At 73.5% G+C, this 23249-nt stretch carries 24 protein-coding genes; 18 read left to right on the forward strand and 6 right to left on the reverse strand.

Features of this window, described 5'->3' with window-relative positions; all coding sequences use genetic code 11:
• Window positions 1–105: 105 nt before the first annotated feature.
• Complete coding sequence (glmM, locus tag M6G08_RS11950; RefSeq protein WP_272587119.1) at window positions 106–1464, forward strand: phosphoglucosamine mutase; 1359 nt, start codon at window positions 106–108, stop codon at window positions 1462–1464.
• A gap of 116 nt (window positions 1465–1580) precedes the next feature.
• Here glmM and M6G08_RS11955 read toward each other — a convergent pair whose 3' ends face one another.
• The gene (locus M6G08_RS11955) at window positions 1581–2522 is read right to left on the reverse strand and encodes a TIGR00271 membrane domain-containing protein (RefSeq protein ID WP_272587120.1); all 942 of its coding nucleotides are present in this window, start codon (window positions 2520–2522) and stop codon (window positions 1581–1583) included.
• A 31-nt stretch (window positions 2523–2553) separates the two neighbouring features.
• Complete coding sequence (coaA, locus tag M6G08_RS11960; protein WP_272587121.1) at window positions 2554–3522, reverse strand: type I pantothenate kinase; 969 nt, start codon at window positions 3520–3522, stop codon at window positions 2554–2556.
• Window positions 3523–3793: 271 nt separating this feature from the next.
• Between coaA and M6G08_RS11965 the strand changes: the two genes are divergently transcribed.
• Together M6G08_RS11965 and glmS are read left to right on the forward strand one after the other, a co-directional pair.
• Window positions 3794–4606 (forward strand): hypothetical protein, encoded by an 813-nt coding sequence (locus tag M6G08_RS11965; RefSeq protein WP_272587122.1) that lies wholly within the window; start codon window positions 3794–3796, stop codon window positions 4604–4606.
• A 100-nt stretch (window positions 4607–4706) separates the two neighbouring features.
• Window positions 4707–6554 (forward strand): glutamine--fructose-6-phosphate transaminase (isomerizing), encoded by a 1848-nt coding sequence (gene glmS, locus M6G08_RS11970; protein WP_272587123.1) that lies wholly within the window; start codon window positions 4707–4709, stop codon window positions 6552–6554.
• 123 nt (window positions 6555–6677) lie between these two features.
• Here glmS and M6G08_RS11975 read toward each other — a convergent pair whose 3' ends face one another.
• Complete coding sequence (locus M6G08_RS11975; RefSeq protein WP_272587124.1) at window positions 6678–8141, reverse strand: NAD(P)H-hydrate dehydratase; 1464 nt, start codon at window positions 8139–8141, stop codon at window positions 6678–6680.
• A gap of 69 nt (window positions 8142–8210) precedes the next feature.
• Between M6G08_RS11975 and M6G08_RS11980 the strand changes: the two genes are divergently transcribed.
• Complete coding sequence (locus M6G08_RS11980; protein ID WP_272587125.1) at window positions 8211–8840, forward strand: helix-turn-helix domain-containing protein; 630 nt, start codon at window positions 8211–8213, stop codon at window positions 8838–8840.
• A 16-nt stretch (window positions 8841–8856) separates the two neighbouring features.
• On the opposite strand, the gene M6G08_RS11985 is transcribed toward M6G08_RS11980, so the two are convergent.
• On the reverse strand, window positions 8857–9228 hold the full coding sequence (locus M6G08_RS11985) for a holo-ACP synthase (RefSeq protein WP_272587126.1): 372 nt from the start codon (window positions 9226–9228) through the stop codon (window positions 8857–8859).
• A gap of 81 nt (window positions 9229–9309) precedes the next feature.
• Between M6G08_RS11985 and alr the strand changes: the two genes are divergently transcribed.
• The 4 genes from alr to M6G08_RS12005 all read left to right on the forward strand — a co-directional run bounded on the left by alr (window position 9310) and on the right by M6G08_RS12005 (window position 12663).
• Window positions 9310–10476: an alanine racemase gene (gene alr, locus M6G08_RS11990; RefSeq protein WP_272587127.1), complete on the forward strand. Its 1167-nt coding sequence runs from the start codon at window positions 9310–9312 to the stop codon at window positions 10474–10476.
• A gap of 93 nt (window positions 10477–10569) precedes the next feature.
• Window positions 10570–11829 (forward strand): alpha/beta fold hydrolase, encoded by a 1260-nt coding sequence (locus M6G08_RS11995; RefSeq protein WP_272587128.1) that lies wholly within the window; start codon window positions 10570–10572, stop codon window positions 11827–11829.
• Entirely contained in the window at window positions 11795–12337 is a 543-nt protein-coding gene (gene tsaE, locus M6G08_RS12000; protein ID WP_272587129.1) for a tRNA (adenosine(37)-N6)-threonylcarbamoyltransferase complex ATPase subunit type 1 TsaE, read from the forward strand. Before M6G08_RS11995 ends, tsaE begins: the two co-directional genes overlap by 35 nt.
• A 164-nt stretch (window positions 12338–12501) precedes the next feature.
• Window positions 12502–12663 (forward strand): hypothetical protein, encoded by a 162-nt coding sequence (locus M6G08_RS12005; RefSeq protein ID WP_272587130.1) that lies wholly within the window; start codon window positions 12502–12504, stop codon window positions 12661–12663.
• Between the two features lie 24 nt (window positions 12664–12687).
• On the opposite strand, the gene M6G08_RS12010 is transcribed toward M6G08_RS12005, so the two are convergent.
• Complete coding sequence (locus tag M6G08_RS12010) at window positions 12688–13242, reverse strand: hypothetical protein (protein WP_272587131.1); 555 nt, start codon at window positions 13240–13242, stop codon at window positions 12688–12690.
• A 181-nt stretch (window positions 13243–13423) separates the two neighbouring features.
• On the opposite strand from M6G08_RS12010, the gene tsaB reads away from it, so the two are divergent.
• The 8 genes from tsaB (at window position 13424) to M6G08_RS12050 (ending at window position 20086) form a co-directional block, all read left to right on the forward strand.
• Complete coding sequence (gene tsaB, locus M6G08_RS12015; protein WP_272587132.1) at window positions 13424–14077, forward strand: tRNA (adenosine(37)-N6)-threonylcarbamoyltransferase complex dimerization subunit type 1 TsaB; 654 nt, start codon at window positions 13424–13426, stop codon at window positions 14075–14077.
• Window positions 14078–14124: 47 nt separating this feature from the next.
• A complete protein-coding gene (gene rimI, locus M6G08_RS12020; protein WP_336299030.1) occupies window positions 14125–14610 on the forward strand; it encodes a ribosomal protein S18-alanine N-acetyltransferase in 486 nt (161 codons plus the stop codon).
• Entirely contained in the window at window positions 14603–15712 is a 1110-nt protein-coding gene (gene tsaD / locus M6G08_RS12025; protein ID WP_272587134.1) for a tRNA (adenosine(37)-N6)-threonylcarbamoyltransferase complex transferase subunit TsaD, read from the forward strand. The genes rimI and tsaD overlap by 8 nt, the downstream gene beginning before the upstream one ends.
• Complete coding sequence (locus M6G08_RS12030) at window positions 15709–15966, forward strand: hypothetical protein (RefSeq protein ID WP_272587135.1); 258 nt, start codon at window positions 15709–15711, stop codon at window positions 15964–15966. Before tsaD ends, M6G08_RS12030 begins: the two co-directional genes overlap by 4 nt.
• Window positions 15967–16078: 112 nt before the next feature.
• Window positions 16079–17131, forward strand: coding sequence for a LacI family DNA-binding transcriptional regulator (locus M6G08_RS12035; RefSeq protein ID WP_272587136.1), 1053 nt, complete (start codon window positions 16079–16081; stop codon window positions 17129–17131).
• Window positions 17132–17271: 140 nt separating this feature from the next.
• Window positions 17272–18306: an LCP family protein gene (locus tag M6G08_RS12040; protein WP_272591317.1), complete on the forward strand. Its 1035-nt coding sequence runs from the start codon at window positions 17272–17274 to the stop codon at window positions 18304–18306.
• A 119-nt stretch (window positions 18307–18425) separates the two neighbouring features.
• Window positions 18426–18782, forward strand: coding sequence for a YciI family protein (locus tag M6G08_RS12045; protein ID WP_272587137.1), 357 nt, complete (start codon window positions 18426–18428; stop codon window positions 18780–18782).
• 44 nt (window positions 18783–18826) lie between these two features.
• Window positions 18827–20086, forward strand: coding sequence for an RNA polymerase sigma factor (locus M6G08_RS12050; RefSeq protein WP_272587138.1), 1260 nt, complete (start codon window positions 18827–18829; stop codon window positions 20084–20086).
• Here the strand turns inward: M6G08_RS12050 and M6G08_RS12055 are convergent.
• Window positions 20083–21276: a class I SAM-dependent methyltransferase gene (locus M6G08_RS12055; protein ID WP_272587139.1), complete on the reverse strand. Its 1194-nt coding sequence runs from the start codon at window positions 21274–21276 to the stop codon at window positions 20083–20085. The genes M6G08_RS12050 and M6G08_RS12055 overlap by 4 nt on opposite strands.
• 90 nt (window positions 21277–21366) lie before the next feature.
• Here M6G08_RS12055 and M6G08_RS12060 point away from each other — a divergent pair, with 90 nt between their 5' ends.
• Window positions 21367–22308 carry a polysaccharide deacetylase family protein gene (locus M6G08_RS12060; protein ID WP_272587140.1) on the forward strand — a complete coding sequence of 314 codons (942 nt, stop codon included), beginning with the start codon at window positions 21367–21369 and terminating at the stop codon, window positions 22306–22308.
• Window positions 22305–23024, forward strand: coding sequence for a polysaccharide deacetylase family protein (locus tag M6G08_RS12065; RefSeq protein ID WP_272587141.1), 720 nt, complete (start codon window positions 22305–22307; stop codon window positions 23022–23024). The genes M6G08_RS12060 and M6G08_RS12065 overlap by 4 nt, the downstream gene beginning before the upstream one ends.
• The last annotated feature ends 225 nt before the right edge of the window (window positions 23025–23249 follow it).

A 23249-nucleotide genomic window follows, 5' to 3' on the forward strand; every position in this document is an offset into this window, starting at 1 on the left:
TCATGTGATCGGATGTCGGGCGGTGCGCGCCCGGGGGCGATGGGAGCCCGCTGCGTGGGCCGCACCGGCAGCGCTCCCGTCCGTGACGTTTCCTCAGGAGGACAAGTGGGACGACTCTTCGGCACGGACGGCGTGCGCGGCGTCGCCAACGCGGATCTGACGGCCGAGCTGGCGCTCGGTCTCTCCGTCGCCGCGGCGCACGTACTGGCCGAGGCGGGCACCTTCGCCGGACACCGGCCGACCGCCGTGGTCGGACGGGACCCGCGCGCCTCCGGGGAGTTCCTGGAGGCCGCCGTGGTCGCCGGCCTGGCCAGCGCCGGCGTGGACGTGCTGCGCGTCGGCGTGCTGCCGACGCCCGCCGTCGCCCACCTCACCGGCGCGCTCGGTGCCGACCTCGGCGTGATGCTCTCCGCGAGCCACAACGCCATGCCCGACAACGGCATCAAGTTCTTCGCCCGCGGCGGCCACAAGCTCGCCGACGAGCTGGAGGACCGCATCGAGTCCGTCTACGCCGACCACCGCACCGGCGCCCCCTGGGACCGCCCGACCGGCGCCGGCGTCGGCCGTGTCCGCGACTACGACCAGGGGCTCGACCAGTACGTCGCCCACCTCGTCGGAGTCCTGCCCAACCGCCTCGACGGGCTGAAGATCGTCCTCGACGAGGCGCACGGCGCCGCCCACCGGGTCTCGCCCGAGGCGTTCGCGCGGGCCGGTGCCGAGGTCGTCACCATCGGTGCCGTGCCGGACGGCCTCAACATCAACGACGGTTGCGGCTCCACCCACCTCGACCTGCTCAGGGCCGCCGTCGTCGAGCACGGCGCCGACCTGGGTATCGCCCACGACGGCGACGCCGACCGCTGCCTGGCCGTGGACCACACCGGCGCGGAGGTGGACGGCGACCAGATCCTCGCCGTGCTGGCGCTGGCGATGCGGGAGCGGGACGCGCTGCGCTCCGACACCGTCGTCGCGACCGTCATGTCCAACCTGGGTTTCAAGCTGGCCATGGAGCGCGAGGGCATCCGGTTCGCGCAGACCGGTGTCGGCGACCGGTACGTCCTGGAGGAGATGAAGGAGCACGGCTACGCCCTCGGCGGCGAGCAGTCCGGGCACGTCATCATCCTCGACCACGCCACGACGGGTGACGGCACGCTGACCGGCCTGATGCTGGCGGCGCGGGTGGCGCAGACCGGGCGTACGCTGCGGGACCTCGCGGCCGTCATGGAGCGGCTGCCACAGGTGCTGATCAATGTGCCGGACGTGGACAAGTCGCGGGTGACGAGCTCCGCCGAGCTGGCCACGGCGGTCTGCGAGGCCGAGCGGGAGCTGGGGAGCACCGGGCGGGTGCTGCTGCGTCCCTCCGGGACCGAGCCGCTCGTGCGGGTGATGGTCGAGGCGGCGGACATCGAGCAGGCTCGGGCTGTTGCCGGGCGGCTGGCGGATTCGGTCAAGTCGGCGCTGGGGTAGTTTTCCGGCTGCCGGGTTCGGGGTGGGGGGTTCTGTGTCGTTGCGGGCTGCGGGGTTCGTCGTGGCCGGGCGCGCCCACGCGGCGGAGCCGCACATCGACAGAGCCCCCGCGCCCCTTAGGTGCGTTTCGTCATCCGGCGTCTTCGGGTTGCCCACAGGGCCTTCTGGGTCAGGAGCGTCAGGGTGCCGGCCAGGATGATCGCGGCCAGGTTGAGCAGTAGCTGCTCGGTCGAGAGCCAGGCCTGGTGGGCGTCCTCGTAGAAGAGGGCGACGGCCGCGTTCGCGGCGGCCGGGACCGTGGTGACGGAGATGGCCACGCCCACCAGGGCGCCGGACTTCGCCGACGTCAGCGACAGCGTCCCCGCGATGCCGGCGAGGATCGCCACCACGAAGGAGAACCAGTCGGGGGCGTACACGAACCCGGTGTTGGGGCGCTCCGCGTCCAACTGGGCTTCGCTGAAAAGGTCCACGGCGTCCATGAAGAGGCTGAAACCGACCGTCACGGCCATCGCCACCGCGAACCCCACCAGCAGGGCGATCAGTGAGCGCAGCGCCAGCCGCGGGGCCCGCTGGACGATCGCCGTGCAGATGCCGGCCAGCGGGCCGAACTCCGGGCCGACCGCCATCGCGCCCACGATCAGGATCGCGTTGTCGAGCACCACACCGCAGGCCGCGATCATCGTGGCGAGCGTGATGAAGGCGATGTAGGTGATCGAGAGGGTCGACTCCTCCTGCGTCGCCTCCTCCAGCTGCTCCCACAGCACCGCGTCGGCGGGCTCGCCCGGCGCCTCCTTCTCCGCCCGGTCGGCCCGCTCGGACAACGACAGGTCGATCTTCTCGGCGGTGATGGCGCCGTAGCTGTCGACGCCCAGGGCGCGGAGCCGGTTGATGAGCTCGTCGCCGGCCTCGCGGGCCACGTCGCACATGACCACGTCGCCCACCGGATCCCGGGCGGCGCCCGGCAGGACGACCAGGTGCGTGGTGCCGACCGTCCGGTCGATCAGGTGGACGACCCCGTCGGTGCGGTCGGCCGGGGTGATCAGGCGCAGATGCAGCATCCGGCATTTCTACCGGCTGGGACGGGCGCCGTCACAGTTTGCGCAGGCTCAGCCGCTGCACCTTGTGGTCGGGTCCCTTGCGCAGGATGAGGGTGGCCCGGCCGCGGGTGGGCGCCACGTTCTCCACCAGGTTGGGCTTGTTGATGGTGCGCCAGGTGGTGCGGGCGTAGTCGAGGGCCTCCTCCTCCGACACCTGGGTGTACTTGCGGAAGTACGAGGACGGGTTCTGGAAGGCGGTCTCGCGCAGCTTGCGGAAGCGGCTGAGGTACCAGCGCTCGATGTCCTCGGTGCGGGCGTCGACGTACACGCTGAAGTCGAAGTAGTCGGCCAGGCCGACCCTGGTGCGGCCGTCCTTGCCGGGCAGCGCGGGCTGGAGGACGTTCAGGCCCTCGACGATCAGGATGTCCGGGCGGCGGACGGCGAGCTTCTGGTCGGGGACGATGTCGTAGATGAGGTGGGAGTAGACGGGCGCGGTCACCTCCGCCTTGCCCGCCTTGACGTCCGCGACGAAACGGGTCAGAGCCCGGCGGTCGTAGGACTCGGGGAAACCTTTCCGCGACATCAGTCCCCGGGCCTCCAGCTCCTTCGTGGGCAGCAGGAAGCCATCGGTGGTGACCAGTTCGACGCGCGGGTGCTCGGGCCAGCGGGAGAGCAACGCCTGGAGCAGGCGGGCGACGGTGGACTTGCCGACGGCCACCGATCCGGCGACCCCTATGACGAACGGGGTGCCGGACTGGGAGCCCTGTTCGCCGAGGAAGGTGTTCAGCGCGCCGCGCAGACCGTCGGTGGCGCCGACGTAGAGGTTGAGGAGCCGGGACAGCGGGAGGTAGATGTCGCGGACCTCGTCGAGGTCGATGACGTCACCGAGGCCGCGCAGCTTCTCGACCTCCTCGGCGGTCAGCGGAAGCGGCGTCTTGTCGCGCAGCGCGCTCCACTCGGGGCGGGTGAGGTCGACGTAGGGAGTCGCCTCCGGACGTTGCCGGTGGGCGCTCCGGGGCATCGAGGAGACCGGAGAGATCACAGTCCATTGTTAACGGAGTTCGAACGGGGCGGCAGGTGGGGTGTGTCACGTCGGCCGGGCCGCCGGCGATCGACGACTCCGCCGAAGTTACGGGCGGGTACGGGTGGCTGGTTATCGATCACAGGTGCGATTGCCGTGTGTATGGTGCACAACTTCGAACGGAATCCGTCTGCCTGTCCCGGCAGACCTCGACGTGATCCGACACGATCCGCCGCGTGATCCGACATCACCCCGATGAAAGAGTGCCGACGTGAGACCGACCGCTGTCCGCCGCGCCGCCCTCGCGGCCTCGGCCGCCGCCCTTGCCCTGCTCGTCACGGCCTGCGGGGGTTCGTCCGACGAAGACGGCGACGAGGCGAAGGCCACGTCGGACCAGTCCGCTCCGGCGGGTGACGGCAAGACGGAGTCGGAGCAGGCCGCCCCCGAGGGCGGCGCGCTGGGCGCCGCGGAACTGGAGAAGGTCGCTCTCGCCCAGGTCGACGTCAAGAGCGGCAAGGTCGCCACCGAGATCCCGGCCGACGAGGATGTTTCCAGGGACAAGGTCTCCACGGACGACGAGGCCTGTCTGCCGGTCGCGCTCGCCGTCGCGGCGGTGGCCCAGGGCGAGCCGGGGGCCGAGGTGAAGCGATCCTGGGAGGGGCGGACGGACACGCTCTCCGAGGGATCGGGCCCGGACGGTCAGGACATGACCGAGACCCAGGTGAACATGATCAGGCTGAACGTCGCCTCGTACGCGGGCGGCGGCGCCGAGCAGGCGCTGACGGAGCTGAAGACGGCCACCGAGAAGTGCGCCGGCGGCTTCAACGCGACCGTGGACGGCGAGAAGATGCGGGTCGCCGCAGTCACCACGACCGCCGCCCCCGAGGGCGGGGACGAAGGCGTCGCCGCCACCGTCGGCATCGACATCGGCAAGGAGACCGCCTCGCCCATGAAGATCGTCCTGGTCCGCGAGGGCGGCACGCTCGCCACCTTCAGTGCCACCAACCTCTCCTCCATGATGAGCGGTGCGGACTTCGAGGTCCCCATGGACGTCGTGGACGCGCAGGTCGCGAAGCTCGGCTGACGCGGGGTGCGTCCGGTGACGTTCGTACCCCGGTGGGAATTTCCGATTTCGGGCACGGGAAGGCCGGTTCGCGATCGAATCTGATCGTAGGCTGCCGGTCATGTGCGGAATCGTGGGATACGTGGGGTCTCAGTCGGCGCTCGACGTCGTGATGGCCGGGCTGAAGCGACTCGAGTACCGGGGATACGACTCGGCGGGCGTGGCCGTGCTCGCGGACGGCGGCCTCGCCACCGCCAAGCGCGCCGGGAAGCTCGTCAACCTGGACAAGGAACTGGCCGAGCGGCCGCTGCCGAGCGCCGTGACCGGCATCGGTCACACCCGCTGGGCCACGCACGGCGCGCCGACCGACGCCAACGCCCATCCACACCTCGACAACGCGGGCCGGGTGGCCGTCGTCCACAACGGCATCATCGAGAACTTCGCGCCGCTGCGGTCCGAGCTGGAGGAGCGCGGCCACGCGCTGGCCTCCGAGACCGACACCGAGGTCGTCGCCCACCTGCTCGCCGAGGAGTTCTCCGCCTGCGCCGACCTCGCCGAGGCGATGCGGCTGGTGTGCCGGCGTCTGGAGGGCGCGTTCACGCTGGTCGCGGTGCACGCCGACCAGCCGGACGTGGTCGTCGGCGCCCGCCGCAACTCGCCGCTCGTGGTGGGCGTGGGGGAGGGCGAGGCCTTCCTCGCCTCGGACGTGGCGGCCTTCATCGCACACACCCGGAACGCCGTCGAGCTGGGGCAGGACCAGGTGGTGGAGCTGCGGCCGGGCGGCGTGACGGTCACCGGCTTCGACGGCAGCCCGGCCGACGTCCGCTCCTACCACGTCGACTGGGACGCCTCGGCCGCCGAGAAGGGCGGCTACGCCTCCTTCATGCTCAAGGAGATCGCCGAGCAGCCGCAGGCGATCGCCGACACCCTCCTGGGCCGCATCGACGGCTCCGGCGCGCTGAGCCTGGACGAGGTGCGCATCCCCGCGGACGTGCTGCGCGAGGTCGGCAAGGTCGTCGTCGTCGCGTGCGGTACGGCCTTCCACGCCGGGCTGATCGCCAAGTACGCCATCGAGCACTGGACGCGCGTCCCCTGCGAGGTGGAGCTGGCCAGCGAGTTCCGCTACCGGGACCCGATCCTGGACCAGCAGACCCTGGTCGTCGCGATCTCCCAGTCCGGCGAGACCATGGACACCCTCATGGCCCTGCGCCACGCCCGCGAACAGGGCGCCAAGGTGCTGGCCGTCTGCAACACCAACGGCTCGACGATCCCCCGCGAGTCCGACGCCGTCCTCTACACGCACGCCGGCCCCGAGGTCGCCGTCGCCTCCACCAAGGCCTTCCTCACCCAGCTGGTGGCCTGCTACCTCGTCGCCCTGTACCTCGGGCAGGTGCGGGGCACGCAGTACGGCGACGAGATCCGCGACGTCGTGCGCGACCTCTCCCGGATCTCCGGCGCCGTCGAGCAGGTCCTGGAGACGATGACGCCCGTACGGGAGCTGGCCCGCTCCCTCGCCCACAAGAACACGGTGCTGTTCCTGGGCCGGCACGTGGGCCATCCGGTCGCCCTCGAAGGCGCCCTCAAGCTCAAGGAGCTGGCGTACATGCACGCCGAGGGCTTCGCGGCGGGCGAGCTGAAGCACGGGCCGATCGCGCTGATCGAAAAGGACGTGCCGGTCGTCGTGGTGGTGCCGTCCCCGCGCGGGCGCTCGGTCCTCCACGACAAGATCGTGTCCAACATCCAGGAGATCCGCGCCCGCGGCGCCCGCACCGTCGTCATCGCCGAGGAGGGCGACGAGGCGGTCGTCCCCTACGCCGACCACCTGGTCCGCGTCCCGGCCACCCCGACGCTGCTCCAGCCGCTGGTGGCGACGGTGCCGTTGCAGGTCTTCGCCTGCGAGCTGGCGACGGCACGGGGCAACGAGGTGGACCAGCCGCGGAACCTGGCGAAGTCGGTGACGGTGGAGTGAGCGGAGGATCCCCCTGACGAGCCGGTCGGCGCAGGCGGGAAGGCTCCACCCCGGTCGAGAGGTTGCCCGAGGACCCGCAGGGCCGCAGCCCGACGCCTGACACACCACGAGCACCGACACAGGTCACACCGTGTGCTCACCGCCCCGGGCCACATCCCGCCAGGCCCTCGGCACGGCCCCGGCGACGTCGTGCGCCCCCACCGGCGCCCCCTCCGCCGCGAACCGCCCCGCCAGCCCGTGCAGGTACGCCCCCGCGCTCCCCGCGTCCCGCGCCGACAGCCCCGCCGCCAGCAGTGACCCCGCGAGCCCGGACAGCACGTCCCCGCTGCCCGCGGTGGCGAGCCACGACGTCCCCGTCGAGTTGACCCGCACCGGTCCGCCCTCCGCCCCGGCCACCACCGTCGTCGAGCCCTTCAGCAGCACCGTCGCCCCGTACCGCCGCGCCAGCTCCCGCGCCGAGGCCAGCCGCGCCCCCTCGACCTCCTCGCGGCCCACCCCGAGCAGCGCCGCCGCCTCCCCGGCGTGCGGCGTCATCAGCGTCGGCGCCCTGCGCACCCGCACCGCCGTGGCGTCCGCCAGCCGCAGCCCGTCCGCGTCGACCAGGACCGGCACCTCGGCCGCCAGCACCTGGGCCACGGTCCCGGCGTCGTCCCCGGCCCCCGGCCCGACGACCCACGCCTGCACCCGCCCCGCCCGCTTCGGGCCCTGGTCCGACACCAGCGTCTCCGGGTACCGCGCGATCACCGCGTCCCCGGCCGGACCGACGTACCGCACCGCCCCCGCCCCGCCCCGCAGCGCACCGGCGACGGCGAGCACGGCCGCGCCCGGGTAGCGCGCCGACCCGGCGGCGATGCCCACGACCCCCCGCCGGTACTTGTCGCTCTCCGCCCCCGGCACCGGCAGCAGCCGCGCCACGTCCGCGTGCTGCAACGCCTCCAGTTCGGCCGCTTCGTCCGGCAGCGGCAGCCCGATGTCCACCAGCCGCACCGACCCCGCGTACTCCCGCGCCGGATCGACCAGCAGCCCCGGCTTGTGCGCCCCGAACGTCACCGTCAGGTCGGCCCGCACGGCCGCCCCGCGCACCTGTCCGGTGTCCGCGTCGACCCCGCTCGGCAGGTCGACCGCGACGACGGAGGCCCGCGACCGCGCCGCCGCGTCCGCGAGCGGCACCGCCTCCTCACGCAGTCCGCCCTTGCCGCCGATCCCGACGATCCCGTCGACGACCAGGTCCGCCCGCTCGATCAGGTCCCGGGCACCGGCGCTCCCGGCGACGCGGCCGCCCGCCCGGCGCAGCGCCGCGAGCCCACCGCCGTGCGCCCGTTCCGGGGAGAGCGGCACGGCCGTCACCCCCGCGCCCCGCCGGGCCAGCCGGGCACCGGCGTACAGGGCGTCGCCGCCGTTGTCCCCGCTGCCGACCAGCAGCACCACCCGGCCGCCGTAGACCCGGCCGGCCACCCGGCCGAGCACCTGGGCGCAGGCGACGGCCAGCCCGGCCGCCGCCCGCTGCATCAACGTCCCCTCGGGGAGCCGCGCCATCAGCTCCCGTTCGGCGTTCCTGACCGTCTCCACGCTGTACGCAGTCCGCATGGCATCGAGTCTTCCCCGTGCACCGTGATCACGCACGGCCCGCCGTCCGCGATGGTGGACAGTAGTTCCATGGGTGACACGGGTGGCACGGGTGGCATCGGCGACGAGGAGACGGCACAGGTCATGACCTCGCTCGGGTCCCGCCTGCGCGCCATCCGGCAGGCCCGGGGTCTCACGCTGGCGCAGCTCGGCGCCGTCACCGGCATCTCGGTGTCCACCCTGTCCCGGCTGGAGTCGGGGCGGCGCGAGCCGGGGCTGCGGCACCTGCTGCCGCTGGCCAGGGCCCACCGGCTGCCCCTGGACGAACTGGTCGGCTCCCGCACCGGCGACCCGCGCGTCCACCCGCGCCCCTTCACCCGGCACGGCCAGACCTGGGTCCCCCTCACCCGCAACCCCAACGACGGGCTGCACGCGTACAAGCAGATCCTGCCCGCCCCCGCGACCGCCCGCACCGAGTGGACCCCGCGCCCCGAACAGGGCTCCCACGAGGGCCACGAATGGATCTACGTCCTCTCCGGGCGCCTGCTCCTCGCCCTCGGCGACCACGACCTCGTCCTGACGGCCGGTGAGACGGCGGAGTTCGACACCCGCGTCCCGCACGGGATCGCCAACGCGGGGGACCGGCCCGTCGAATGGATCGCCCTGTACGGAGCACAGGGCGAGCGCATGCACATCCGCGTCCAGCCGGCCGGGAACTGACCCCACCGGGCCCGGATCACCCCTCCGCGATCACCACCGCCGACGCCACCCCGGCGTCATGGCTGAGCGACACGTGCCACGACGCCACCCCCAGCTCCGCCGCCCGCGCCGCCACCGTCCCCGTCACCCGCAGGCGCGGCTGCCCGCTGTCCTCGACGTACACCTCCGCGTCCGTCCAGTGCAGCCCGCCCGGCGCGCCCAGCGCCTTCGCCAGCGCCTCCTTCGCCGCGAACCGGGCGGCGAGCGAGGCGACGCCCCGGCGTTCCCCGCCGGGCAGCAGCAACTCGCTCTCCCGGAAGAGCCGCCGGGCCAAGGCCGGCGTACGTTCCAACGCCGCGCCGAACCGCTCGATCTCGGCCACGTCGATACCGACCCCGATGATGCTCATGCCGGGCACCCTAGCGAGTGAGGCCGGGGCGCGGTCCGTGGCGGAAGCGGGGGGCGGGCGCTCTGAGAGACTGGGGCCACGATGAGTGAGACAGCTGCTGGGCGGGACGCGGGGACGCGGGCCCGTGCCGAGATCGACCTGGCCGCCCTGCGGGCCAACGTCCGCGCGCTGCGCGAACGGGCCCCCGGGGCGGCTCTCATGGCCGTGGTCAAGGCCGACGCCTACGGTCACGGCGCGCTGCCGTGCGCCCGCGCGGCCGTCGCGGCGGGCGCGACCTGGCTCGGCACCGCCACGCCGCAGGAGGCCCTCGCCCTGCGCGCGGACCCGGCACTGCCGGACGACGTGCGGATCATGTGCTGGCTGTGGACGCCGGGCGGGCCCTGGCGGGAGGCCGTCGAAGCCGGACTCGACGTGTCCGTCAGCGGGATGTGGGCCCTGGAGGAGGTCGTCGCGGCCGCACGCCGCGCCGCGCTGCCCGCGCGGGTGCAGCTCAAGGCCGACACCGGACTCGGGCGAGGCGGCTGCCAGCCGGGCGGGGACTGGGAGGAACTGGTCCGCGCGGCCCTGCGCGCCGAGAGCGAGGGGCTGCTCCGCGTCACCGGCCTCTGGTCGCACTTCGCCTGCGCCGACGAACCCGGCCACCCCTCCATCGCCGCGCAGCTCACCCGCTTCCGCGAGATGACGGCGTACGCGGAGCGGCAGGGCGTACGCCCGGAGGTGCGGCACATCGCCAACTCGCCGGCCACGCTCACCCTCCCCGAGACCCACTTCGACCTCGTACGCCCCGGCATCGCGATGTACGGCGTCTCGCCCAGCCCCGAGATCGGCGCCCCCGCCGACTTCGGACTGCGCCCCGTGATGACGCTGTCCGCCTCGCTGGCCCTGGTCAAGCAGGTCCCCGGCGGCCACGGCGTCAGCTACGGGCACCACTACACCACCCCCGGCGAGACCACCCTCGGCCTCGTCCCCCTCGGCTACGCCGACGGCGTCCCGCGCCACGCCTCGTCCGCCGGGCCGGTCCTGGTCGGCGGCAAGTGGCGCACGGTCGCGGGGCGGATCGCGATGGACCAGTTCGTCGTCGACCTGGGCGGGGAGCGGCCGGAGCCGGGCGCCGAGGCGGTGCTCTTCGGCCCCGGCGACCGCGGCGAGCCCACCGCCGAGGACTGGGCGCAGGCGGCCGGCACCATCGCGTACGAGATCGTCACCCGGATCGGATCACGCGTTCCGCGCGTCTACGTCGACGAGTGACGCGCGCGGTCCGCGCTTTCAGGTTCAGTCGAGTCAACGACCAGCGGGTGTCCGCACAGCAGCCCGCGGGCCCGGCGAAGAGGAGCGGTGTACGTGAGCGAGAGCAACGCGCAGGCCGTCGCGTCGGCCGTCGCCTCCGCCACCGAGGCCGCCACGGAGGCCGCCGCCGGCGGCTGGCGCCGGGCGACCGGCATCGCCGGCGTCGCGATAGGCGTGGTCGCGGCGGGGGCCGCGGCCGGCGTGGCGATAGAGCGGCTGACCGTCGGCCGCGGCATGCGCCACAGGGCGCGGGTCGCCCTCGACTCGGCAGGACCGTACGGCGGACTGCGCGGCACCCCCGGCAGGGCGTACGCCGACGACGGCACCGAGCTGTACTACGAGGTCGACGACGTCGAGCCGGAGACGGAGACCGCGCTCACCCGGCGCCGGCGCCGGCTCTTCGGCCGCAAGGCCCCCGCCCCCGTGACCGTCGTCTTCAGCCACGGCTACTGCCTCAACCAGGACTCCTGGCACTTCCAGCGGGCGGCCCTCAGGGGTGTCGTCCGCACCGTCCACTGGGACCAGCGCAGCCACGGCCGGTCCGGCCGGGGCGTGGCCCAGGTGCGGGAGGACCGGCCGGTCACCATCGACGAGCTGGGCCGTGACCTGAGGACCGTGATCGACGCTGCCGCCCCCGAGGGCCCGATCGTGCTGGTCGGGCACTCCATGGGCGGCATGACGGTGATGGCGCTGGCCGACGCGTACCCCGACCTGATCCGCGAGCGGGTCGTCGGCGTCGCCCTCGTCGGCACCTCCTCCGGGCGGCTCGGCGAGGTGAACTTCGGGCTGCCCGTGGCCGGGGTGAACGCGGTGCGGCGGGTGCTGCCGGGCGTGCTGAAGGCGCTGGGGCAGCGGGCCGAGCTGGTGGAGAAGGGGCGGCGGGCGACGGCGGACCTGTTCGCCGGGATCATCAAGCGGTACTCGTTCGCCTCCCGGGACGTCGACCCGGCCGTGGCGCGGTTCGCCGAGCGGATGATCGAGTCGACGCCGATCGACGTGGTCGCCGAGTACTACCCGGCCTTCAACGACCACGACAAGACCGACGCCCTAGCCCGCTTCGCGGATCTGCCGGTGCTCGTGCTGGCCGGGGTGCGGGACCTGGTGACGCCCAGCGAGCACAGCGAGGCCATCGCCGGCCTGCTGCCGGACGCGGAGCTGGTGCTCGTGCCCGACGCGGGCCATCTGGTGATGCTGGAGCATCCGGAGCTGGTCACCGACCGGCTCGCCGACCTGCTCGCCCGCGCCGGTGCCGTCCCGGCAGCCGCTACCGTGAATGGCTATGGAAGCACCAGCAGCACACCAGGACCCGGCTGACCCCTCCGGGGCCTCCCACTCCGCCCCCGCCGTCGAGATCACCGTCACCTCCCCGGAGCAGATGCGGGAACTGGGCCGCAAGCTCGCCAAGGTGCTGCGCGCCGGTGACCTGCTGATGCTCAGCGGGGAGCTGGGCGCGGGCAAGACGACGCTGACCCGGGGACTCGGCGAGGGCATGGGCGTGCGCGGCGCCGTCACCTCCCCGACCTTCGTGATCGCCCGCGTCCACCCCTCGCTCGGCGACGGCCCGCCGCTCGTCCACGTCGACGCCTACCGGCTCTCCGGCGGCCTCGACGAGATGGAGGACCTCGACCTCGACGTCTCGCTGCCGGACTCGGTGATCGTCGTGGAGTGGGGCGAGGGCAAGGTCGAGGAGCTGACCGACGACCGGCTCCAGCTGCGGATCCACCGGGCCGAGGGCGACACCACCGACGAGGTGCGGCACGTGACACTGGCCGGGATCGGCGAGCGCTGGGCCTCGGCCGACCTGAGCGTGCTGGCCGTCTGAGCCGCCGGTCCCGCGCCCGCCGTGGGGCGTTCCGGCAGGACGCCGATGTTCCGACAAGACGTCGGCAAGATATTGCGCTCGGGGTCTCGCGCGTGGTCACATGGTACCCAGCTCGTAGTTAGGCATGCCTAACTACGCCCGCCCCCGCCCATCAGGAGGCGTCCATGCCGGAGACCAAGCCGCAGCCGGGGCCCGTGCCCACCGGTGTGTCCATGTCCGACCTGCTCGCGTCCTGCGCCGCCGCCGCGGCGGTCTCGACACCGCCGTACGCGCCCGAGCCGGAGGCCCGCCGGGCGCCCCTCCCGGAGCACCGCGAGGCCGCCTGATCCCGCGGTCGTCCCGGCGGAGGGTCAGCGGACGACGACGACCTGCTGCCCGATCGTCGCGAACCGCCACATGGCGTCGCCGTCCGCCCGTGTCTCGCGGATGCCGCCGGTGCGCTCGCCCGGGTCGGGTTTCGCCGTCGAGCCGTTCACGGCCGCGCTGAACCCGATGACCACGCCGTCGACGCTGGTGAAGCGCACGACGTGTTCCACCGGGACGCCGTCCGATCCGGTGACGCGGTTGGACCGGGACGTGACCGCGTAGGTGCCCGGCGCCGGGTCGACCGTGCTGGGTGTGACCTCGAAGGTGCGCCGGACCCGGTTGTCCGCGCCGACCAGCCACACGCGGTCGTCGTCCACCGAGTACACCACCCGTTCACCCCTTCCGGTCCCCGCGGGCAGCGCTTCCGGGTGCCGCCGGTCGCGGGGCGCCTTGGAGGCGCCGGGGGCGGGTGTGCTGCTCGCGTGCGCCCGGCCGAGGTCGTGCGGGGCGGCGACCGAGGCCTGGTGGGCGAGGTAGCCGATCGTCGCGAGCGCCGCCGCCGTGAGTCCGGCGACGAAACCGGCGCTGCTGCTTGCCACTGGCGACCACCTCGTCGTCGTACGTCGTGCGTTGGTGCGTTCGTCACCGGCGAAGGTAGCAGTACGTGACCGTATGACCGCTTTGCGCGACACGAGGGGGGCGGTCGGGGTCGGCCCGCCGTCCCCCGCGCACCGCCCACCGGCGTCCGACACGGGCCCCGCGGCGCCGTAGGCTGTTTGCGTGCTCTTGCTCGCTCTGGATACCGCCACGCCCGCCGTGACCGTCGCGCTGCACGACGGTACGGACGTCATCGCCTCGTCGAGCCAGGTCGACGCCCGCCGCCACGGTGAGCTGCTGCTGCCCGCCGTCGACCGGGTGCTCGCCGAGGCCGGACTGCGCCTCGACGCGGTCACCGGCATCGTCGCCGGCACCGGCCCCGGCCCGTACACCGGGCTGCGGGTCGGACTGATGACCGCGGACACCTTCGGGCTCGCCCTCGGCGTCCCCGTGCACGGCGTGTGCACGCTGGACGGCCTCGCCTACGCGGCCGACCTGGAGGGGCCCTTCGTGGTGGCGACCGACGCCCGCCGCAAGGAGGTCTACTGGGCCCGGTACGCCGACTCCCGCACCCGCCTCACCGACCCGGCGGTCGACCGCCCCGCCGACATCGCGGAGCGGGTCGCCGGGCTCCCGGCCGTCGGCGCGGGCGCGCTGCTGTACCCGGAGACCTTCCCGAAGGCCCACGAACCCGAGCACGTGTCCGCCGCCGCCCTCGCGTGCCTGGCCGCCGAGAAGCTCGCGGCGGGCGAGGAACTGCCCGCGCCCCGGCCGCTGTACCTGCGCCGGCCCGACGCCCAGGTCCCCAAGAACTACAAGGTGGTCACCCCCAAGTGACCGAGTCAGCCACCGCCGCCGGCCCCTCCGCCGCCGCACTGCGCGAGATGCGCTGGTGGGACATCGACCCCGTCCTGCGGATGGAACGGGAGCTGTTCCCGGAGGACGCCTGGTCCCGCGGCATGTTCTGGTCCGAGCTGGCCCACGCGCGCGGCCCCGGCGCGAGCCGGCGCTACCTGGTCGCCGAGACGGACGGGCGGGTCGTCGGCTACGCGGGCCTGGTCACCTCCGGCGAGCAGGCCGACGTGCAGACCATCGCCGTCGCCCGCGACCAGTGGGGCACCGGCCTCGGCGCGCGGCTGCTGACCGAACTGCTGCGGGCGGCGACCGCCTTCGAGTGCGCCGAGGTGCTGCTGGAGTGCCGGGTCGACAACACCCGCGCCCAGCGCCTCTACGAGCGCTTCGGCTTCGAACCCATCGGCTTCAGACGCGGCTACTACCAGCCGGGGAACGTGGACGCCCTGGTGATGCGCCTGACCGACCCTTCCACCTCCGTACCGGGAACCGAACGAGGAACCGACAACCATGCCTGACGAACCTCTGGTCCTGGGGATCGAGACATCCTGCGACGAGACCGGTGTCGGTGTCGTCCGGGGCACCACCCTGCTGGCCGACGCCGTCGCCTCCAGCGTCGACGAGCACGCCCGCTTCGGCGGTGTCGTCCCCGAGGTGGCGAGCCGCGCCCACCTGGAGGCGATGGTCCCCACCATCGACCGCGCCCTGAGGGAAGCGGGGGTCAGCGCCCGCGACCTCGACGGCATCGCCGTCACCGCCGGACCCGGCCTCGCCGGTGCCCTGCTGGTCGGCGTCTCGGCGGCGAAGGCGTACGCCTACGCCCTCGGCAAGCCCCTGTACGGCGTCAACCACCTCGCCTCGCACATCTGCGTCGACCAGCTCGAGCACGGCCCGCTGCCCGAGCCGACGATGGCCCTGCTGGTCTCCGGCGGCCATTCCTCCCTGCTGCTCTCCTCCGACATCACCTCCGACGTCCGCCCGATGGGCGCCACCATCGACGACGCGGCCGGCGAGGCCTTCGACAAGATCGCCCGCGTGCTCAACCTCGGCTTCCCCGGCGGCCCGGTCATCGACCGCTACGCGCGCGAGGGCGACCCGAACGCCATCGCCTTCCCGCGCGGGCTCACCGGCCCGCGCGACCCGGCGTACGACTTCTCCTTCTCCGGGCTGAAGACGGCCGTGGCCCGCTGGATCGAGGCCAAGCGGGCGGCGGGGGAGGAGGTGCCGGTGCGGGACGTGTCGGCCTCCTTCCAGGAAGCGGTCGTGGACGTGCTCACCCGCAAGGCGGTGCGGGCCTGCAAGGACCAGGGCGTCGACCACCTGATGATCGGTGGCGGCGTGGCCGCCAACTCCCGGCTGCGGGCGCTGGCGCAGGAGCGCTGCGAGGCGGCCGGCATCCGGCTGCGCGTGCCGCGCCCCAAGCTGTGCACGGACAACGGCGCGATGGTGGCCGCCCTCGGCGCCGAGATGGTCGCCCGGGGCCGGGCCGCCTCCGACTGGGACCTGTCGGCGGACTCCTCGCTGCCGGTGACAGACCCGCACGTGCCGGGGCACGGGCACCCGCACGGCCACGATCACGACCACGTCCACGAGGTCAGCAAGGAGAACCTGTACTCGTGACGGTCGCGCTGATGTGGGAGGCGCGGGCGGTGCCCGGCCGGGGCGAGGAACTGCTCGCCTGGGCGCGGGCGCAGCCGCTCGCCGGCGCGCCGGTCCGCCGGGAGACCCTGCGCGCCCCGCAGGACCGGGTCCTCGTCATCACCTGGTGGGACGCCGCCTACGACGCCAAACTGCCGGAACTGCCCGAACCGGACGCCGGTCTGGTCACACGCGCGGTGCACCGATGGCGGTTCGAGTCGGTGGCCGCTGACTGACGACTGCTCTCCGTGATTGACAGAATGTTTCGGAGCATATGGCGAATGTGCCGATGCTCCGTCGCTGTCCGAGGACTGCGTCAAGAGGGCCCGCAGGGTTACGATCGCCGCCATGACATCCCCGCAGCCCGCTGAAACCCGGACGCAAAGGCGTTCCGCGCAGACCGCGACCCTCGCCGAGATCGCGCGGGAGGCCGGCGTGTCGGCGCCGACTGTTTCGAAGGTTCTCAACGGTCGCGCCGACGTCGCGCCCGCCACCCGGTCCCGGGTGGAGGAACTGCTGCGCACCCACGGGTACCGGCGCAGGCGGGCCGAGGCGAGCCGCTCGCCCCTGATCGACCTGGTCTTCCACGAACTGGAGAGCGCCTGGGCGATGGAGGTCATCCGCGGCGTGGAGAACGTGGCGCGGGACGCGGGGCTCAGCGTCGTGCTCTCCGAGAGCGCGGGACGCCTCACCCCCGGCCGGAGCTGGGCCGACCAGGTCGCCGCCCGCCGCCCGCACGGCGTGATCCTCGTCCTGTCCGGCCTCGACGAGTCCCAGCGGGCCCTGCTCACCAGCCGCTCCATCCCGTTCGTGGTGATGGACCCGGCCGGCGACCCGGGCGCCGACGTGCCGTCCATCGGCGCCACCAACTGGCAGGGCGGACTCGCCGCCACCCGGCACCTGGTCGACCTCGGGCACACCCGCATCGGCGCGATCAGCGGACCCACCCGGATGATGTGCAGCCGCGCCCGCGTCGACGGATACCGGGCCGCCCTGGAGACGGCGGGGCTGCCGGTCGACCCCGGCCTGATCGTCACCGGCGACTTCCACCACGAGGCCGGCTACCGCCAGGGCCTGGAGCTGCTGCGCCGCCCCGACCGGCCGACCGCCGTCTTCGCCGGCAACGACCTCCAGGCGCTCGGACTGTACGAGGCCGCGCGCGAACTGGGGCTGCGCATCCCGCAGGACCTGAGTGTGGTCGGGTTCGACGACCTGCCGGTGGCGCGGTGGGTGGGCCCGCCGCTGACGACCGTACGGCAGCCGCTGACGGAGATGGCCGAGGCGGCGGCCCGGCTGGTCCTGGACCTCGGGCGCGACGACGGCTCGGCGGCGGCGACCCGGGTGGAGCTGGCCACCAGCCTGGAGGTGCGCAGCAGTACGGCGGCGCCTGCGGCGGGCTGAGAAGTCTGAGAATTCCCGCAGAATCCCGTCCCGCATGTTCCTGATTTCAACAATTCAGACGTATGTTCCTGTCGACGGGGCATTCGGGTGGGGACGCGAACGGAGCCGGGCACGGCACCGGCACGAGCGGGGGCGGACGCATGGCGGGGCGGGACGGGCAGGACGCGCGGCAGAGGCCGAGCGGGCGCTCCAAAGGGCTCCGGGCCGCCGGTCTCGCCCTGGCCGGCGCCCTGTTGCTCGGGGCCGGCGCGGCGGGCTGGGCCTACTGGCACCTCAACGACAACATCACAAGCGTCGACATCGACGGCGCGCTCGGCGGCGACCGCCCCGCGAGGCCGGTCGCCGTCCCCTCCGCGTCCCCGGTGCCCACCGGCGCCCTCAACATCCTGGTCCTCGGCTCCGACTCGCGCGGCGGCGAGAAGAACCGGGAGCTGGGCGGCGGCGACAGCGAGGGCGCCCGCTCCGACACGGCGATGGTCGTCCACCTCGACGCCGGCCGGACCGCCGCCACCGTCGTCAGCATCCCCCGCGACACGCTCGTCGACCGCCCCTCCTGCCCGCTGCCGTCCGGCGGAACGACCCCCGAGGCGAGCGGCGCCATGTTCAACACCGCCTACGCCGTGGGCGGGCCGGTCTGCGCGGTCAAGACCGCCGAGTCGGTCACCGGTGTCCGCATGGACCACTACATGGAGATCGACTTCTCCGGCTTCGCCGACCTCGTCGACGCGCTCGGCGGGGTCACGGTCACCACCGACGTGGACATCGACGACGACAAGAGCCACCTGCACCTGGACGCCGGCACCCACCACCTCGACGGCACCGAGGCCCTGGGCCTCGCCCGCACCCGGTACGGCCTGGCGGGCGGCAGCGACCTCGCTCGCATAGAGCTCCAGCACAAGCTGGTCAAGGCGCTGCTGGAGCAGATCTCCGCCACCGACCTGCTCACCGACCCCGCCCGCCTCTACCAGGTCGCCGACGCGGTCACCGGCAGCCTCACCACCGACACCGGCCTGGACTCGCTGAGCGAGCTGATGAGCCTCGGCCGCAGCCTGGGCGGCCTGTCGGCGGACGACGTACGCACCGTGACGATGCCCGTCGTACCGGCCCCCTGGGACACCAACCGGGTGGTCGCCCTGGAGCCGGACGCCGGTGAGCTGTGGGAATCGCTCCGCTGAGAGAAGTCCCGAAGGAAACCGGCGAGAATCCCGGGACACGTGTCGATCCACGCCCCGCCCGTTCGACGCACGGGTGAGAGGCCGGGACGGACCCGGCCCGGACCACCCGAGGAGTCACCATGCCCCGCTTCCTGTCGCTGATCCGCATCGAGGAGAACGACGCCCTCTCCGGCGGCCCCAGCCCCGAGCTGGTGCAGCGCATGGAGAAGCTGATGGAGGAGATGACCAAGGCCGGCGTGCTGCTCGACACCGCCGGGCTGACCCCGACCGCCCAGGGCACCCGCGTCCACTACGAGGGCGGGCAGCTGTCCGTCACCGACGGGCCGTTCACCGAGTCCAAGGAGGTCGTCGGCGGCTACGCGCTCCTCCAGGCCAAGGACAAGGCCGAGGCCGTCGAGTGGACCAAGCGCTTCCTCAAGGTGCACGAGGAGTACTGGACGGTGACCTGCGAGGTGCGGGAGCTGATGGAGGGCTGAGTTCCGTTTGGTCCCGGCGGCCCGGCGGTGTTGCATGGTGGGCTGTGCGACCACAGCCCACCGAGGCCGTCGAGACGGTCTTCCGCCTGGAGTCCCCGCGCGTCATCGCCGGCGTCGCCCGCCTGGTCCGGGACGTCGGCATCGCCGAGGAACTCACGCAGGACGCGATGGTCGCGGCCCTGGAGCAGTGGCCCCGGGACGGCGTGCCCGACAACCCGGGCGCCTGGCTCATGGCCACCGCCCGGCGCCGCGCCGTCGACCTGATCCGGCGCCGCGAGAACTACGCCCGCAAGCTGGCGGAGATCGGCCGCGACCTGCCCACCGCCACGCCGCCGCCCGAGGAGCCCGCCGACCCGGAGGACATCGACGACGACCTGCTGCGCCTGGTCTTCACCGCCTGCCACCCGGTGCTGTCCGCCGAGGCCCGCATCGCCCTCACCCTGCGCCTGCTCGGCGGCCTCACCACCCCCGAGATCGCCCGCGCCTTCCTCGTCCCGGAACCGACGGTGGCGCAGCGCGTCGTCCGCGCCAAACGCACTCTGGCCCGCAAGAACGTCGCCTTTGAGGTGCCGTACGGCCCGGACCGCGCCGCCCGCCTCGGCTCGGTCCTGGAGGTCATCTACCTGATCTTCAACGAGGGCTACGCCGCCACCGCCGGCGACGACTGGCTCCGCCCGGCCCTGTGCGAGGACGCCCTGCGCCTGGCCCGCGTACTCTCCGCGCTGATGCCCGAGGAGCCGGAGGTCCACGGCCTGACCGCCCTGCTGGAGTTCCAGGCCTCCCGCACCGCCGCCCGCACCGGCCCCGACGGCACGCCCGTCCTCCTGAAGGACCAGAACCGCCGCCGCTGGAACCGCATGCTCATCGCCCGCGGCGTCACCGCCCTCGACCACGCCCACGCGAGCAGGGACGTCGGTCTGCCCGGCCCGTACACCCTCCAGGCCGCGATCGCCGCCTGCCACGCGACGGCGTACACCTACGAGGACACCGACTGGCCGCGCATCGCCACGCTCTACGGCCTGCTCGCGGCCCGCGCCCCGTCACCGGTCGTCGAACTCAACCGCGCGGTCGCCGTGTCGATGGCCGAGGGCCCGGCCCCGGCCCTCGCCCTCGTCGACGCCCTCGCCGCCGAACCGGCCCTGCGCGACTACCACCTGCTCCCCAGCGTCCGCGCCGACCTCCTGCTCCGCCTGGGCCGCAGGGCCGAGGCCCGCGCGGAGTTCGACCGCGCCGCGTCCCTCACCCGCAACGAACGCGAACGCGCGCTCCTGGCGCGCCGGGCACGGGAGACGGACACCGCCTAGCGGCGGACGGGGTGCCCGATCAGCATCGTCGGCGCCCCGGCGACCCGGGTCATGAACACCGTCGCCGCGTTCGGCCCCTGCGGCTTGACCTTCCTGCGCAACTCCTCCGGCTCGACCGCGGAGCCCCGCTTCTTCACCGTCAGCGTGCCGACCTGGCGCTCCCGCAGCAGCGCCTTCAGCTTCTTGACGTTGAAGGGCATCCGGTCGGTGATCTCGTAGGCGCCGGCGTACGGCGTGTGGCGCAGTTCGTCCGCGGTGACGTAGGCGATGGTCGGGTCGATCAGCCCGCCGTCCAGCTCCTCGGCGACCTCGGCCACCAAATGGGCTCGGATGACGGCGCCGTCCGGCTCGTACAGGTACCTTCCGACCTCCCGGACCTCGGGGTCGGGGAGCATGGCTTGGGGTGTCACGTAGATGCCCGCGTGGGCGGGCAGCAGCGTCGCCCGCCGCGCTCCGGGCGTCACCTCCGGGCCGAACCACAGCATGGCCTCCTTGACGTCCCCGCCGTCCGAGACCCACTCGGCCGTCGCTTCCGCGGGGATCGCCTCGTGCGGAATGCCGGGCGCGATCTTCAGCAGGCCCAGCGGCGCCCCGAGCGCGGCGGACACGGCCCAGGACAGGGGAGGGGAGTAGGCCTCCGGATCGAAGATCCGGCCACGCTTGGAGGAACGCCGCGCGGGATCGACGAACACGGCGTCGTACGAGGCGGTGTCCACCTCCGTCACATCGGCCTCGCGCACCTCGATCAGGTCGCCCAGCCCCAGCGCCTCCGCGTTGGCACGGGCCGCCGCGGCCGTCGCCGGGTCCCGGTCGACCGCCAGCACCCGGATGCCCGCGCGGGCCATCGCCACCGCGTCGCCGCCGATCCCGCAGCACAGGTCGGCGACGGACCGCACCCCGACCGCCCGGAGGCACTCCGCGCGGTACGCCGCGACGCTCGCCCGTGTCGACTGCTCGACCCCGTTGGGCGTGAAGAACATCCGCGCGGCGTCCTGGGCCCCGAACTTCGCCACCGCCCGCTGCCGCAGCCGCGCCTGTCCGAGCGCCGCCGACACCAGTTCCGCGGGGTGCGTGCGCCGCAACCGGGTCGCGACCGCCAGTTCCCGCGCCGGGTCGGTGTCGCGCACCTCGTCGAGGAGGGCGCGGCCCTCGGGGGTGAGCAGGGCGAGGAGGGCGTCGAGGTCGTTCACCGGAACATTGTGGGCCAGTCGGTGGATGGTGTGCGTCCGGTGCGGTGTCGGGCCGGGTCCGGGGGCCGGGGACTGCGAGGATCCCGCACCATGCGAGCAGTCGTACAAAATGACAAGAGCCGGGTGTTCAGGGCGTATCGGGCGCCGTCCGCGAGGCTCCGGACGCGCGGCGGCGCAGCGGCCCTCGCGGTCGCCGCCCTCGCCTCCGGCTGTGCGCAGGACGCCTCCGAGGCGCGCGGCGCCGCCGGCCAGCAGCCCCTCCAGGCGCCCCCGGCCCGCGCGCTGGACGCCTACGCCTCCAAGCTGGGCGCGGCGCACGCCGCCCGGGTCGCCGCCGCCAAGCGCTGGAAGCTGAAGAAGGTCCCGCTGACCGCCCCGCCGCCCCCCGCGAAGAAGCCGGAGATCAAGGCCCGCAAGGGCTTCGAGGTGGCGGGCCAGGAGAACCTCCCGCCGGTCTTCACCTCGATCCCCACCGAGGAGAAGATCGTCTTCCTCACCATCGACGACGGCGCCGAGAAGGACCCGGCGTTCCTGCGGATGATGGGCGAGCTGAAGGTCCCGTACACCGCCTTCCTCAGCGACTACCTGGTCAAGGAGGACTACGGCTACTTCAAGAAGATGCAGGACCGCGGCGTCACCCTCAACAACCACACCCTCAACCACCCCTACCTGCCCGGCCTGTCCTACGCCGAGCAGAAGCGCGAGATCTGCGGCATGCAGGACGTGATCGAGAAGCGCTACGGCAAGCGTCCCACCGTCTTCCGCCCGCCCTACGGCAACTACGACCGCGACACCCTGCGCGCCGCCAAGGCCTGCGGCATCGAGTACGCCCCCATCTGGAACGAGGAGGTCTTCGCCGACCACTGGGACTACCGCGAATGGGACCGGAAGATCCACCCCGGTGACATCGTCCTCACCCACTTCCGGGGCGAGGGCGACTGGGACGGCACCATGCGCGACATGGTCCGCGAGTTCCTCGACAAGGTCACCGCCGAGGGATACGCCGTGGCCCGGCTGGAGGACTACCTGTGAGGCGCGGGCGGTTCCGGCCGGCCGGGGCCGCCCTGGCCGCCGTACTGCTCACCGGCTGCGCCCAGTTCGCCGGGCCCGCGCAGCCCACGGCGGGCGTGGAGCCCGCCCAGGGCGGCGACCGGGGGCAGGGCCTGCCGCCCGTCGTGGACCACGTCCGCACCACCGACCCGGTCGTCTTCCTGACCTTCGACGACAGCGCCGAGCGCGACCCGCACTTCGCCGACACGGTCCGCGAACACCGGCTCCCGGTCACGCTCTTCCTCACCGACACCGTCGCCGGGCCCGCGTACGGCCACTTCGCCCGGCTGCGCTCGGTCGGCGCCAGCCTGCAGAACCACACCCTCGACCACCGCTCCCTGCGCGGCCTGCCCTACGCCGGCCAGCGCGCGGAGATCTGCGGCCAGCAGGCCAAGCTCCGCGCCCGCTTCGGCGTCCGCCCCCACCTGTTCCGCCCGCCCTACGGCAGGTACGACACCGCGACCCTGCGCGCCGCCGCCGACTGCGGCATCACGGCCGTCGTCCTGTGGCGGGCGGCCCTGAACGCCGACGGCGACCTCACCTACGCCCGCGGCGAACACCGCCTGCACCCCGGCGACATCGTGGCCGTCACCCCGGACCACCCGACGGGCACCGGCCTGAGCGCCCGCACGGAAGCGCTGCTGGAGACGATCGGGGAGCAGGGCCTGAGGGTGGCGGATCTGGGGGACTACCTCTGACTGGGGGACTACCTCTGAGAGGGATCCAGCCCGTCCGGCGTTCGAGGACGAGGCCGTCCAGGCCGAAAGGGGGTCTGGGGGCGCAGCCCCCAGCGAGCCCGGCCCCGACGCGGGGTGCCCACCTGGACCGGCGTCCGTCAAAATCCGCCGACGCGCCGCCGGCATTGGCACTCCGCTTGACCGAGTGCTAATCGCAGTCATAGTCTCGGCTCTGGCACTCCCCCT

It is taken from the genome of Streptomyces sp. M92 (assembly GCF_028473745.1).
Classification (GTDB): Bacteria; Actinomycetota; Actinomycetes; order Streptomycetales; family Streptomycetaceae; genus Streptomyces.

What these genes read in the sequence shown, in the direction of transcription:
- M6G08_RS11955 (WP_272587120.1), bottom strand. Translation starts at nt 2,522, where the DNA reads ATGCTGCATCTGCGCCTGATCACCCCGGCCGACCGCACCGACGGGGTC.
- coaA (WP_272587121.1), bottom strand. Translation starts at nt 3,522, where the DNA reads ATGCCCCGGAGCGCCCACCGGCAACGTCCGGAGGCGACTCCCTACGTC.
- glmS (WP_272587123.1), top strand. Translation starts at nt 4,707, where the DNA reads ATGTGCGGAATCGTGGGATACGTGGGGTCTCAGTCGGCGCTCGACGTC.
- M6G08_RS11975 (WP_272587124.1), bottom strand. Translation starts at nt 8,141, where the DNA reads ATGCGGACTGCGTACAGCGTGGAGACGGTCAGGAACGCCGAACGGGAG.
- M6G08_RS11980 (WP_272587125.1), top strand. Translation starts at nt 8,211, where the DNA reads ATGGGTGACACGGGTGGCACGGGTGGCATCGGCGACGAGGAGACGGCA.
- M6G08_RS11985 (WP_272587126.1), bottom strand. Translation starts at nt 9,228, where the DNA reads ATGAGCATCATCGGGGTCGGTATCGACGTGGCCGAGATCGAGCGGTTC.
- alr (WP_272587127.1), top strand. Translation starts at nt 9,310, where the DNA reads ATGAGTGAGACAGCTGCTGGGCGGGACGCGGGGACGCGGGCCCGTGCC.
- tsaE (WP_272587129.1), top strand. Translation starts at nt 11,795, where the DNA reads ATGGAAGCACCAGCAGCACACCAGGACCCGGCTGACCCCTCCGGGGCC.
- M6G08_RS12005 (WP_272587130.1), top strand. Translation starts at nt 12,502, where the DNA reads ATGCCGGAGACCAAGCCGCAGCCGGGGCCCGTGCCCACCGGTGTGTCC.
- rimI (WP_336299030.1), top strand. Translation starts at nt 14,125, where the DNA reads ATGCGCTGGTGGGACATCGACCCCGTCCTGCGGATGGAACGGGAGCTG.
- tsaD (WP_272587134.1), top strand. Translation starts at nt 14,603, where the DNA reads ATGCCTGACGAACCTCTGGTCCTGGGGATCGAGACATCCTGCGACGAG.
- M6G08_RS12035 (WP_272587136.1), top strand. Translation starts at nt 16,079, where the DNA reads ATGACATCCCCGCAGCCCGCTGAAACCCGGACGCAAAGGCGTTCCGCG.
- M6G08_RS12040 (WP_272591317.1), top strand. Translation starts at nt 17,272, where the DNA reads ATGGCGGGGCGGGACGGGCAGGACGCGCGGCAGAGGCCGAGCGGGCGC.
- M6G08_RS12045 (WP_272587137.1), top strand. Translation starts at nt 18,426, where the DNA reads ATGCCCCGCTTCCTGTCGCTGATCCGCATCGAGGAGAACGACGCCCTC.
- M6G08_RS12060 (WP_272587140.1), top strand. Translation starts at nt 21,367, where the DNA reads ATGCGAGCAGTCGTACAAAATGACAAGAGCCGGGTGTTCAGGGCGTAT.